At 59.1% G+C, this 12,808-nt stretch carries 12 protein-coding genes; 6 read left to right on the forward strand and 6 right to left on the reverse strand.

From position 1 onward, the window contains the following. The first annotated feature begins 323 nt into the window (after positions 1-323). Together AAFO90_RS05065 and mutS are read left to right on the forward strand one after the other, a co-directional pair. Positions 324-1,145, forward strand: coding sequence for a flagellin (locus tag AAFO90_RS05065; RefSeq protein ID WP_347508722.1), 822 nt, complete (start codon positions 324-326; stop codon positions 1,143-1,145). Between the two features lie 111 nt (positions 1,146-1,256). Next, positions 1,257-3,890, forward strand: a complete 2,634-nt coding sequence (mutS, locus tag AAFO90_RS05070; protein WP_347508723.1) for a DNA mismatch repair protein MutS — start codon at positions 1,257-1,259, stop codon at positions 3,888-3,890. 101 nt (positions 3,891-3,991) lie between these two features. On the opposite strand, the gene AAFO90_RS05075 is transcribed toward mutS, so the two are convergent. Further along, positions 3,992-4,552, reverse strand: a complete 561-nt coding sequence (locus AAFO90_RS05075; RefSeq protein ID WP_065271992.1) for a nucleotide exchange factor GrpE — start codon at positions 4,550-4,552, stop codon at positions 3,992-3,994. 9 nt (positions 4,553-4,561) lie between these two features. Further along, a complete protein-coding gene (gene hrcA / locus AAFO90_RS05080) occupies positions 4,562-5,626 on the reverse strand; it encodes a heat-inducible transcriptional repressor HrcA (RefSeq protein WP_347508724.1) in 1,065 nt (354 codons plus the stop codon). A 143-nt stretch (positions 5,627-5,769) separates the two neighbouring features. Between hrcA and rph the strand changes: the two genes are divergently transcribed. The 4 genes from rph to AAFO90_RS05100 are packed head-to-tail and all read left to right on the forward strand — an operon-like array spanning position 5,770 to position 8,615. After that, the gene (gene rph / locus AAFO90_RS05085; RefSeq protein WP_347508725.1) at positions 5,770-6,483 is read left to right on the forward strand and encodes a ribonuclease PH; all 714 of its coding nucleotides are present in this window, start codon (positions 5,770-5,772) and stop codon (positions 6,481-6,483) included. Then, positions 6,480-7,094 carry an RdgB/HAM1 family non-canonical purine NTP pyrophosphatase gene (gene rdgB / locus AAFO90_RS05090; protein ID WP_347508726.1) on the forward strand — a complete coding sequence of 205 codons (615 nt, stop codon included), beginning with the start codon at positions 6,480-6,482 and terminating at the stop codon, positions 7,092-7,094. Before rph ends, rdgB begins: the two co-directional genes overlap by 4 nt. Before the next feature lie 8 nt (positions 7,095-7,102). Continuing rightward, positions 7,103-8,257 carry a radical SAM family heme chaperone HemW gene (hemW, locus tag AAFO90_RS05095; RefSeq protein ID WP_347508768.1) on the forward strand — a complete coding sequence of 385 codons (1,155 nt, stop codon included), beginning with the start codon at positions 7,103-7,105 and terminating at the stop codon, positions 8,255-8,257. Positions 8,258-8,261: 4 nt separating this feature from the next. Next, positions 8,262-8,615, forward strand: coding sequence for a YbaN family protein (locus AAFO90_RS05100; protein WP_274829988.1), 354 nt, complete (start codon positions 8,262-8,264; stop codon positions 8,613-8,615). Here AAFO90_RS05100 and AAFO90_RS05105 read toward each other — a convergent pair. Genes AAFO90_RS05105 through mnmG form a run of 4 tightly spaced genes read right to left on the reverse strand, consistent with a single transcriptional unit; the run spans position 8,605 to position 12,805 of the window. Further along, entirely contained in the window at positions 8,605-9,501 is an 897-nt protein-coding gene (locus AAFO90_RS05105; protein ID WP_065271997.1) for a ParB/RepB/Spo0J family partition protein, read from the reverse strand. The genes AAFO90_RS05100 and AAFO90_RS05105 overlap by 11 nt on opposite strands. A gap of 13 nt (positions 9,502-9,514) precedes the next feature. Beyond that, a complete protein-coding gene (locus tag AAFO90_RS05110; RefSeq protein WP_347508727.1) occupies positions 9,515-10,324 on the reverse strand; it encodes an AAA family ATPase in 810 nt (269 codons plus the stop codon). After that, positions 10,317-10,934 carry a 16S rRNA (guanine(527)-N(7))-methyltransferase RsmG gene (gene rsmG / locus AAFO90_RS05115; protein ID WP_347508728.1) on the reverse strand — a complete coding sequence of 206 codons (618 nt, stop codon included), beginning with the start codon at positions 10,932-10,934 and terminating at the stop codon, positions 10,317-10,319. Before rsmG ends, AAFO90_RS05110 begins: the two co-directional genes overlap by 8 nt. Beyond that, positions 10,931-12,805, reverse strand: a complete 1,875-nt coding sequence (gene mnmG, locus AAFO90_RS05120) for a tRNA uridine-5-carboxymethylaminomethyl(34) synthesis enzyme MnmG (RefSeq protein WP_347508729.1) — start codon at positions 12,803-12,805, stop codon at positions 10,931-10,933. Before mnmG ends, rsmG begins: the two co-directional genes overlap by 4 nt. Positions 12,806-12,808 lie beyond the last annotated feature (3 nt).

Genomic DNA, 12,808 nt, shown 5'->3' on the forward strand with positions numbered 1-12,808 from the left:
GCTGTAGGTGTCCTCTCCTAATCGGGCACAGTCTTATCCCAGCCCTGCGTCCCTCTCAATCCGATCCGGAAAGAAAACGACCCCTAAAAAGCAATAATATTTCAAATAAAACTTGATAGATTCCGTCAGCTTTTCGCCACAATCTCGACTGATCTGCGCTATATTCCATTAATAAAGCTTAACGCGTTTCTGCGTGGGGCATGGCCCTCGGGCCGCAAGCCAACGCGTGAACAGCGCATGTCAGAACGGCATACGACCATTTCTGAGAAAGTCACACCCGCCGCCGCAATACCGGCGGGCAGGGTAAATTTGGGATGCACGATATGACAAGTATCAACTCCAATACCGGCGCCGCCACAGCGCTGCATTTGCTGGGGGGGACGACACAGCAATTGGAAGCCGTCCAGGATGACGTCGCAACCGGCAAAGAGGTGAACACCGCCAAGGACAACGCCGCGCTCTGGGCGATTTCGCAAATCATGGACTCCGATGTCTCCGGGCTGCAGGCCACATCAAAGGCTTTGTCGCTGGGCGAAGCAACCGTTGCCGTCGCATCGGCGGGCGCGGAACAGATCTCGGATGTGGTACAGGAGATGAGGGAACTGGCGCTCACCGCGAGCAGCGGTCTGGTTGACTATTCCAAGATCGAAGCGCAGCTGGCCCAAAAGACCGAACAGGTCAATTCGATCATTTCCGCGTCACAGTTCAACGGTGTCAACCTTCTGGCCACGGACGTGGATGGCAACGGCGCCACCGGACTGTCGCTGCCCGCCGGACCTGATCTGTCCTTGCTCGAAGTGGAGAGCGCCGATTTCGAGGGCAGCGCGCAATTCGATATCAATAACCGTACCCAGATCACCGATCAGGCAAGCGCCCAAGCCGCGTTGAGTGAGTTCACCGGCTTCCTGCGCTTCGCTGTCGAGGGGGCTGCCGCGCTTGGTGCCGCAGCCAGTGGAATTTCGGGGCAGAACGAAACCGTGCGAGATATTGCCGATGCCACAAAGAAGGGGATCGGCGCCTTGGTGGATGCCAATATCGAGGAATCCGCGGCGCGGCTGGTTGCGCTTGATGTGCAAAAGCAGCTGGGCACCACCTCTTTGTCGATTGCGAACTACAGCCCGCAATCGATCGGCGTGCTGTTCTGATCAACGCCGCCCCGCCAGGGGCTGAGCAACAGATTGCAAATCCGGGTAATCGGGTTTTCCTTGGACCGTCCGCATTGTAAATGTCGGGCAAATAACCCCGGGGGAGCTCGCATGACCGTTACGCCCATGATGGCGCAATATCTTGAGATCAAAGCAGCGCATCCCGATGCGTTGCTTTTTTATCGGATGGGCGATTTCTACGAGATGTTCTTTGACGACGCGGTCAATGCCGCCGAGGCGCTGGACATCGCCCTGACCAAACGGGGCAAACACGACGGCGAGGATATTCCCATGTGCGGCGTTCCCGTGCATGCCGCCGAAGGGTATCTGCTGACCCTGATCCGCAAGGGGTTCCGCGTCGCGGTAGGCGAACAGCTGGAAAGCCCGGCCGAAGCCAAGAAACGCGGCTCCAAATCCGTGGTGAAACGGGATGTGGTGCGGCTGGTGACCCCCGGCACGCTGACCGAGGATTCCCTGCTCGAAGCGCGGCGCCACAACTTCCTGGTCTCCTATTCCGAGTTGCGCGACGAAGCGGCCCTGGCCTGGGCGGATATTTCCACCGGAGCGTTTCACGTGATGCCCATCGCCCGCGTGCGCCTGTCGCCGGAACTGGCGCGACTGGCACCCTCGGAACTGATCGTCGCCGATGGCGCGTCCTTTGACGCCACCCGCCCGCTGGCAGACGAATACAAGATCCCGCTGACCCCGCTGGGCAAGGCAAGTTTCGACAGCACCGCCGCAGAAAAACGCATCTGTACCCTGTTCAATGTCGGTGCGCTGGATGGGTTCGGTACCTTCACCCGCGCCGAGGTTTCGGCCATGGGTGCGCTGATCGACTATCTGGAGATTACCCAGAAGGGCAAACTGCCGCTGTTGCAGCCCCCGGTACAGGAGGCGCAGGATCGCGTGGTGCAGATCGACGCCTCGACCCGCGCCAGTCTTGAACTGACCCGCTCCCTGTCGGGCGGGCGCGCCGGATCGCTGTTGTCGGTGGTGGACCGGACCGTCACCCCCGGTGGTGCGCGCCTTTTGGAACAGCGCATGGCCAGCCCTTCGCGCACGCTGGATGTGATCAGCGCGCGATTGGCGGCACTGGATTTCGCGGTCGAGGCGACGCAGCTTTCGCAGGACATCCGCGCAGCGCTGCGCAAGACGCCGGATCTGGACCGCGCTCTGTCCCGTCTGGCGCTGGAGCGCGGTGGTCCGCGCGATCTGGCCGCCATCCGCAACGGGCTGGTGCAGGCCGAAACCATCGCCGAGATGTGCGAAGGTCAGGATCTTCCCGAACTTATCGCGGGTGCCGTACGTGATCTTCTTGGCTTTGACGATCTTCTGTCGCTGCTTGATGCCGCGCTGATGGCCGATCCGCCGCTGCTGGCCCGTGACGGCGGGTTCATCGCGACCGGCTATGATCCGGAACTGGATGAGGCCCGCACCCTGCGCGATGAGGGACGCTCGATCATCGCCGGGATGCAGCAGAAATATGCGGAGCACACCGGCATCACCTCGCTGAAGATCAAGCACAACAACGTGCTGGGCTATTTCATCGAAACCACCGCGACCCATGCGGAGAAGATGTTGTCAGCGCCGCTGTCCGAAACTTACATCCACCGTCAAACTACCGCAAATCAAGTGCGTTTCACCACGGTAGAGCTGAGCGAGATCGAAACCCGGATCCTGAACGCAGGAAACCGGGCGCTGGAGATCGAAAAACGGCTCTATGACAGGCTTTCTACCGCTATTCTGGACACCGCTGCGCGGCTCAACACCTCTGCCAAGGGGCTGGCAGAGCTGGATCTGGTCACCGCATTGGCCGATCTGGCGCGCGGCGAAAACTGGACCCGGCCAAAGGTGGACGCCTCCCGCGCGTTTCACGTGGAGGGCGGACGCCATCCGGTGGTGGAACAGGCGCTGCGGCAACAGGGCGGCGATACCTTCGTCGCCAACGATTGTGATCTCTCGGCCGGGGATGGCGCCGCGATCTGGCTGCTGACCGGTCCCAACATGGCCGGTAAATCGACCTTCCTGCGGCAGAACGCGCTGATCGCGCTGTTGGCGCAGATGGGCAGCTATGTTCCCGCCGAAGCCGCGCATATAGGGTTGATCAGCCAGCTGTTCAGCCGTGTCGGGGCCTCGGACGATCTGGCGCGCGGACGCTCGACGTTCATGGTCGAAATGGTGGAAACCGCCGCAATCCTGAACCAGGCCGATGACCGTGCTCTGGTGATCCTCGATGAAATCGGGCGCGGCACCGCGACCTATGATGGGCTGTCCATCGCCTGGGCCACGCTAGAACACCTGCACGAGGTGAACCAGGCCCGCGCCCTGTTTGCGACCCACTATCACGAGATGACCCAACTGGCCGGTAAGCTGGAAGGCGTCGAAAACGCCACCGTCACCGTCAAGGAGTGGGAGGGAGAGGTGATCTTCCTGCACGAGGTCAAAAAAGGCGCCGCCGACCGCTCCTACGGGGTGCAGGTGGCGCAGCTTGCCGGCCTGCCAGCTTCGGTTGTGGCACGGGCGCGCGATGTGCTGGATATGCTGGAACAAGGCAGCCGCGAAGGCGCTGGCGCAAAGATCCAGATCGACGATCTGCCGCTCTTTGCTGCTGCCCCGCCGCCACAACCCAAACCCGCCGCAGGTCCGTCACCTGTCGAGGAATTGCTGGAGAGTATCCACCCCGACGATCTGACCCCGCGCGAGGCACTGGAGGCGCTCTACCGTCTGAAAGACGCTACTGCGTAAATGCAAAGCCGTATTAATGCAAAAAGGCGACCCTGGCGGGTCGCCTTTTTCAACTCTGAATGCAGGGTCCGAAGCGATTTACACCAATAACCCCGGCAGCCTTATGCCGGTGTCGAGGAGACCCCGACCTGCGCCGGCCGCAGCAGGCGGTCGTGCAGCATGAAACCTTCGGCGGAAACCTGAATAATCTCTCCAGCCTTGGTGCCGGGCACCGGGGCTTCGAACATGGCTTCGTGCACCTGCGGGTCAAACTTGTCACCCACTGCGGGCGAGACAACGCGGATGCCGTGCTTTTCAAACACGCCCAGCAGCGCCCGCATGGTCAGCTCAACACCTTCGATCAGGGCCGAGGCCGCCTCTTTCTGTTCGTCGGTTACCGATTCAACCGCGCGCTTCATGTTGTCGAACACCGGCAGCATGTCACGGGCCAGCTTCGAGCCGCCATATTGCTCGGCTTCGCGGCGGGCCTTGTCGCCCCGCTTGCGCGAATTCTCGGCATCCGCCAGAGCGCGCATGAACCGGTCCTTCAGCTCATCACGTTCCGCCCGCAGGGCATCCAGCTCCAGCGCCGCGTCATCAAATTCTTCGGTCTGTGCCGCCAGCTCTTCTGCTTCGGCATTTGCGATATCGTCGAGAAAATCGTCGTTCTTGGGCTCTGCCATTTTTCACCTCTAACTCCGGTCTGACAGCAATTTGCCGACCAGTTGCGCCGTATAGTCCACGATGGGCACAATCCGTCCGTAGTTCAGGCGGGTCGGGCCAATCACCCCCACCGCGCCAATCACCTTTCGATCCGCGTTCATATAAGGAGACACCACCAAAGAGGAACCCGAAAGTGAGAAAAGTTTGTTCTCCGAGCCAATAAAAATGCGCACGCCCTCGCCCTCTTCGGTGAGTTCCAGGAATTCGGCAATATCCTGCTTGCGCTCCAGGTCGTCGAACAGGCTGCGGATCAGATCCAGTTCTTCTGTGACGCCATTATCCGCCAGCAGATTCGCGCGTCCCCGCACGATCAGACGCGCCTGGTCGCTGCCGTCTTCTTCCCAGGCGGCCAGACCGCTTTCGATCAGCTGATGCGCCAGGTTGTCGATCTGCTGCCGCCGGGTGGCGATCTCTTCCTGCATGTCGAGGCGCACGTCACTCAGCGTGCGCCCTTCGACGAGGGCATTCAGGAAATTGGCCGCCTCGCGCATCGAACTGGGCGTCTGCCCCGGCGGCGGGGTGAACAGCCGGTTTTCCACGTGACCATCGGAAAACACCAGCACCACCATCGCCCGGTCATGACCCAGCGAGACGAATTCGATATGGCGGATCTCTGCTTCATGCTTTGGCGTCAGGACCAGAGAAGCGCCCTGTGTCACCCCGGAAAGCGCCGCCCCGACACGGTCGAGCATACCGCTCACATCGCCGGAATTGCGACCCAGGGTGGCGTCGATCTTTTCGCGGTCCTGCGCCTTCAGATCCTCGACCTCCAGTAGGCCATCGACGAACATCCGCAGACCCAGCTGCGTTGGCACCCGTCCGGCGCTGACATGCGGGCTGTCGAGCAGGCCCAGAAACTCCAGATCCTGCATCACGTTGCGCACCGTCGCCGCGCTGACCTTTTCGCTCAGCGACCGGGTCAGGGTACGGCTGCCGACGGGATCGCCGCTTTCCAGATAGGATTCCACGACCGCCCGGAACACATCCCGCGACCGGTCGTTCATGTCTTTCAGGATATTGTTTGCGTCTGTCATGAGCATTTTCAGCGGTTACACGCTACATAGATAGGAAGGCTTTTCCGGATTGCCATTAAAGAGGCCCACACGCAAAGGTCAATCATGCTTGCATACCGCGCGCAGGCAGGGCTATCCGAAGGCCAGCAAAAAAAGGATTACTCATGCGACCCTCTGGACGACAATTGAACGAGATGCGCCCGATTTCCATCGAACCCGGATTCACCAAACATGCCGAGGGATCATGCCTGATCAAGGCTGGCGACACCCATGTTCTGTGCACCGCCACCATCGAAGACCGCCTGCCACCCTTTATCAAGGGATCCGGCCTTGGCTGGGTGACTGCGGAATACGGCATGCTGCCCCGCGCGACCAACACCCGGATGCGCCGCGAAGCCTCGGCTGGCAAGCAAGGCGGTCGTACCGTCGAAATCCAGCGCCTGATCGGCCGTGCCCTGCGCGCCGGCGTGGACCGCGTGGCCCTGGGTGAACGCCAGATCAGCATCGACTGTGACGTGCTGCAAGCCGACGGCGGCACCCGCTGCGCCTCGATCACCGGTGGCTGGGTGGCCCTGCGCCTCGCGGTCAACAAACTGATGAAGGCCGGCGATGTCAGCATCGATCCGCTGGTCGATCCGGTGGCAGCCGTGTCCTGCGGGATCTACGCCGGCCAGCCGGTTCTTGATCTGGACTACCCCGAAGATTCCGAAGCCGGCGTCGATGGCAACTTCATCATGACCGGATCCGGAAAACTGATCGAAGTTCAGATGTCCGCCGAAGGATCGATGTTCTCGCGCGAGCAGATGAATTCCCTGATGGATCTGGCCGCAAAAGGCACCGCCGAGCTGGCAGAAATGCAAAAGGCAGCCTGCGCATGACCCGGAAGTTTGAAGGCGACCGTCTGTTGATCGCCACGCATAACAAAGGCAAGCTTGAGGAGATGGCACATCTCCTCAAGCCCTTTGGCGTCGCCGTTGTCGGCGCCGCCGAAATGGATCTGCCGGAACCCGAAGAGACCGAGGACACCTTTGTCGGCAACGCCCGGATCAAGGCGCATGCCGCCGCCAAGGCAACTGGCCTCCCTGCCCTGTCGGACGATTCAGGGATCACCATCGACGGCCTTGATGGGGCGCCTGGCGTCTACACCGCAGACTGGGCAGAAACCGGCAATGGCCGCGACTTCATGATGGCCATGACCCGCGCCCATGAAGAGCTGGAAGCCAAGAACGCCCCCCACCCGCGTACCGCGCAGTTCCGCTGCACGCTGGTTCTAGCTTGGCCCGATGGTCACGACGAGGTGTTCGAGGGCGTCGCCCCCGGTCATCTGATCTGGCCGATCCGTGGCGAGGCTGGTTTCGGCTATGATCCTATGTTCATTCCCGATGGGCACGACGTGACCTTTGCCGAGATGGACCGCTGGGAAAAGAACAAGATCAGCCACCGCGCCAATGCCGTAGCGAAGTTCATCAAAGGGTGTTTCGGGGAATGACCCATCCCGTGGATGACTGGCGCAATGGGGGCTTTGGCCTCTATGTGCACTGGCCCTTTTGTCAGGCCAAATGCCCCTACTGCGATTTCAACAGCCACGTCACCGCGAATATTGACCAAAGCGTCTGGGTCAAAGCCTATCAATCCGAGCTGGCACGTGTGTCCGAACAGCTTCAGGGCCGGGTGCTGAATTCGATCTTCTTTGGCGGCGGCACACCTTCGCTGATGCATCCAGACACCGTTGCCGCCGTGATCGAGGCCGCGCGAGATATCTGGCCCTTCGCCAATGACATCGAAATCTCGCTCGAAGCAAACCCCGGATCGGTCGAGGCTGGCCGATTTGCAGGCTATCGCGACGCCGGAGTGAACCGGATCTCGATGGGTATTCAGGCGCTCAACGACACGGATTTGCGCCGCCTGGGCCGTATCCATTCCGCGGCCGAGGCCAAAGCCGCCTTTGACATTGCGCGCAATTGTTTTGACCGTGTCAGTTTCGACCTGATCTATGCCCGGCAAGGTCAGACGCCGCAGGACTGGCAGGCAGAGCTGACCGAAGCGCTGTCTATGTCCATCGACCACCTGTCGCTCTATCAGCTGACGATCGAAGAAGGCACCGCCTTTGGCGACCGCTATGCCCGGGGTAAGCTGCGGGACCTGCCCAGCGATGACAGCGCCGCAGACATGTACCAGCTGACACAGGACATATGCGCCGCCCATGGCATGCCCGCCTATGAGGTTTCTAACCATGCGGTTCCCGGCGCGGAGAGCCGCCACAACCTGATTTACTGGCGCTACGGCGACTATGTGGGCATCGGCCCCGGCGCCCATGGTCGTATCACTCTGGATGGCGCCCGCTATGCCACCGAAACCCACCGCGCCCCCGGCGCCTGGCTGGAGGCGGTATCCAAAGGTTCTGGCGAAAACCTGCGGGAAGCCCTGGAGCGCGAGGATGCCGCTGTCGAATGCCTGATGATGGGGATGCGCCTGCGGGAAGGGCTGGATATGGAGCGCTATGCAGAACTCTCTGGCACGCCGCTGAACGCTGACAAGCTGCAGGACCTTGCCAAGATGGGAATGATCTCTATCTCAGGACAAAGACTGCATGCCACGGACAAGGGACGTGCAGTGCTCAACGCGATCCTTCGCGATCTCTTGGTGGACTGACCCAATGCGCTATATCTACGCCGGACTAGGGATTTGTTGCGTAGCATTGGCAATCGTTGGCGTCATTCTGCCCCTGCTCCCGACCGTGCCCTTCTTGCTTCTGGCAACATTCTTTTTCGCAAACTCTTCGGAGCGGCTGCACGACTGGATCATCTCTCACAACATCTTCGGGCCAATGATCCTGGATTGGCGCGAAAACGGTGCCATCCGACCAACCGCAAAAAAGGCGGCAACCGGATCGATTGCCGCCGTCTTTCTGTTGTCTCTGATGCTGGGCGCCCCCTCCCACATCCTGATTATTCAGGCGGTGGTTCTGTCAGGCGTGCTGACCTTTATCTGGTCGCGCCCTAACGGCTGAGCAGATTGCAAAGCTCATCCAACTGATCAAGCGTCTCATAGCTGATCGTCACCGAGCCGCTCTCCCCGCCCGCGATATGATCAATCGACACCTTCATCCGCAGCATCGCTGACAGATCGCCTTCAAGCGCGCGGGTATCCGCGTCTTTCTCCACCTCTTTGCGCGGTTTTTTCGGAGAAGAGTTGGTGGTGGTACCCGCAGCATCCTTTTTCACCAGATTCTCGGTCGCGCGGACGGACAGCCCGCCTTTGACGATTTTCTTGGCCAGTTCCGATGCATGGTCCGACGTAATCAGCGCCCGCGCGTGGCCGGCGGACAATTTCCGTTCCTGAACAAGCTGTTGCACGTCGGAAGGCAGGTGAAGAAGCCGCACGAGGTTGGCAATATGGCTGCGGCTTTTGCCCAAAGCCTCGGCCATTTTTTCCTGGGTATGGCCGAATTTTTCCATCAGCTGTTTATAGCTCTGCGCCTCTTCCATCGCATTCAGGTCTGACCGCTGAATGTTTTCAATGATGGCGACTTCGAGCATTTCAACGTCGTCATAGTCCCGGATCAGAACCGGAACCTCATGCAACTGCGCCGCCTGCGCGGCCCGCCAGCGCCGTTCACCAGCCACGATCTCGTACATACCGCCATCGCGCGGACGCACGATCAGCGGCTGCAAGACGCCCTTTTCCTTGATAGAGGCCGTCAGGTCATCCAGATCTTCTTGAAGAAACTGCCGACGGGGCTGATCAGGGTTGGCGGTAACCTTCTCGATTGGCACCAATACTTCGGCATTGCGGGGTGCTTCGGCTTGGGTGCTGACGGGTTCCGGGTTCACATCGGCCATCAGCGCCGACAATCCACGTCCCAATCCGCGAGGTTTGTTCTTTTTTTCTGTCATGGTGCCCTCCCCTTTATGCTGCCAGTCTTTGATGATTGGCGACTATTTCTTCTGCCAGTGCCCGGTACGCCCGCGCCCCCAGCGAGTTCGTATCGTAGTTCAGGACTGGTAGCGCATAGGACGGCGCCTCGCTCACCCGTACATTCCGGGGAATCACAGTCCGGAAAACCAGCTCACCCAGGTTGTCACGCGCATCCTGTTCAACCTGTTGCGAAAGATTATTGCGACGGTCGTACATCGTCAGCACCACACCTTCGATCCTCAGATTCGGGTTTGCCGCTTGTCTCACCTCGCGGATCGTCAGCATTAACTGCGATACGCCCTCAAGCGCGAAGAACTCACTTTGCAGCGGGATAAGAACCGAATGCGCGGCGACCATGGCATTCACTGTAAGCAGGTTCAGCGAAGGCGGGCAATCGATCAGGATGTAATCCCATTCGTATTCGTCCATCGCCGTCTGTCGCAGGGCGTCATGCAATAGGAAGCTACGTTTTTCGTTGGACACCAGTTCGATATCGGCGGAACTCAGATCCACCGTCGCTGGAATAACGCAGAGATCCTCGATCTCAGTTGTCCGAATAACCTCGGACAGCGGCGCATCATCAACCAAAAGATCGTAGGTAGTGTAATCCCGATCATCGGCCTCAATTCCCAGGCCGGTGGATGCATTCCCCTGCGGGTCCAAATCAACGACCAAGACACGCAATCCGCCTTCGACCAGGGCCGCGGCGAGGTTTATTGCCGTCGTTGTCTTACCTACTCCACCCTTTTGATTAGCAACCGCGATGATACGTGGCCCATCCGGGCGGGATAAGTCAGACACGAGCAACTCCCTCTATTTTCAGTACGACCGCGTCGGGTTCAGTTAAACTTGTAATCGGTTCGAAATCGAATCGCCATCGTTGCCGCGCGTTATCCACTTCTTTTTTCCAGTTTGCACCTTTTGGGAACAAGGCGGTGCCTGTCGGGCTGAGGTGACGTTCAGAAAACTCAAGAAGAAGCGACAGATCCGCAAGCGCCCGCGCAGACAGAACATCCGCATTTTGCGGGTCCGCTTGCTCTATTCGCTTTGAAATTACGGTAAGTTTCGCCCCGCACTCCCGTGCCGCCGTACGCAGGAAGGCCGACTTTCGTTGATCCGATTCGATCAGCGTAACCTTGGTATTCGGAGATTCCTCTGCCGCCATAATAGCGACGATAACACCTGGAAGGCCACCGCCACTTCCTATATCAACCCAGTGGTTTGGCGGAGAAACACATCGGAAAACCTGGACCGAATCGATGATATGACGGGTCCAAAGGTCATCCAGGCTGTTCCGGGAAACTAGGTTGATCTTCGGATTCCATTTTAGCAAAACTTGTTCGAATATTTTCAGCCGGTCGAGTGTTTCACGTGAAACATTTAGCCGTTCCAACAAAGCTTCGGTTGTCATGCAGTACGGCTCCGTAGGGTGGAACTTTTCCGCAACCTTGCCAAAAGCAGGGCCAGTGCAGCCGGCGTCATCCCATCCAGACGTGCTGCCTGCGCCAGGTTTTCAGGCCGGGCTCGCTCCAGTTTTTGTTGCAACTCGTTGGAAAGACCTTCGATCCCGACGTATTCAAAATCCCTCGGGATTAGATAGCTCTCATCCCGCTTTAGCGCTGCGATCTCCCGCTCCTGCCGGTCGATGTAATTTGCATAAAGCGCGTCACGCTCCAACTGGCGTCGTGTTGCAGTATCGCTGTTCGCGAGTTCAGGTAGCAAAGGAAAAAGATCTTCGAACGACACATCGGGAAACGCCAGGACGTCCAAGCCGGTCCGTTTATTGCCATCCTGATTAACGCGGATACCAGCCTCGGAAACCTGTTTTGGAGTGAACACCGACTTAGTCAGAACACCACGCGCAGTATCCAGGCGCTCCATCTTCTTTTGGAACATTTCTTTGCGGGCCTGCCCCGCGCAACCAACATCAATCGCCAGAGGCGTGAGCCGTTGATCCGCATTGTCGGCCCGGAGGGACAAACGGAATTCCGCGCGGGAAGTAAACATCCGGTAGGGTTCCGTCACGCCATTCGTGGTTAGGTCATCGACCATAACCCCAATGTAGCTGCCGGAGCGACCAAAGACGATCGGGTCTTCCTCCCTGCTCCGCCGCGCAGCATTGAGGCCTGCGACCAGGCCCTGCGCAGCGGCCTCTTCATATCCGGTTGTACCGTTAATTTGTCCAGCCAAGAACAAGCCGGAAACTTCCTTGAGTTCCAAACCCAGTGTTAGCGCCCGCGGATCAATGTAATCGTACTCAATGGCATATCCGGGTTGAATGATCTTGGCGTCTTCCAGGCCAAAGATCGAATGCACGTAGTCCTCTTGCACATCCACCGGCAAGCTCGTCGAAATCCCGTTTGGATAAACGGTGTTGTCGTCGGCGCCCTCTGGTTCCAGAAAGATCTGGTGCGATGTTTTATCGGCAAACCTGACGACCTTATCTTCAATCGAGGGGCAATACCGCGGTCCGACCCCTTCGATATGACCGCCGTACATAGCAGATCGTTCAAGGTTTTCCCGAATGATCTCATGCGTCTTTTCGTTGGTGTGCGTGATTCCACAGGACACCTGTTTTGCGCTCACCTGGGTGGTTGAAAAGGAAAAGAACGTTGGATCATCATCCCCGGGCTGCGATTCCAATTCATCCCAACGAATCGTTGTTCCGTCCAACCGAGGCGGCGTACCGGTCTTGAGGCGTCCCAACGGTAATTCAAAGCTATCGAGACGCTCTGCCAGGCTGACCGACGGCTTATCGCCCATACGGCCGCCAGGTCGCGACACATCTCCGATATGAATAACACCACGCAGGAACGTCCCAGAGGTAAGAATGACAGCCTTCGCCGGGATTTGAGATCCATCAGCCAAGACGACGCCGGTTACCGTTTGGCCGGACATGATGAAATCGGTCGCTTCACCTTCGATAATGTCGAGACAGTCCTGCTGTTCGGTAAGCTTGAGCATCTCCCGACGATAGATTGCTCGGTCGGACTGGGCGCGAGGGCCTTGGACGGCCGGTCCCTTCCGCCGATTCAGGAGTCGGAACTGAATGCCGGCAAGGTCGGCAACACGCCCCATGACGCCGTCAAGAGCGTCAATTTCCCGCACGAGGTGACCTTTGCCCAAACCGCCAATAGCCGGGTTACAGGACATCACGCCAATGCCTTCGCGTTTCAACGTGATGAGGGCGGTGTTTACACCCATCCGAGCGGCCGCATGAGCAGCTTCGGTGCCGGCGTGGCCACCGCCGATTACAACAACGTCATAGGCTGAATGTTTCACGTG

Origin of the sequence: Phaeobacter sp. CAU 1743 (assembly GCF_039839315.1) — a bacterium.
Classification (GTDB): domain Bacteria; phylum Pseudomonadota; class Alphaproteobacteria; order Rhodobacterales; family Rhodobacteraceae; genus Phycobacter; species Phycobacter gallaeciensis_A.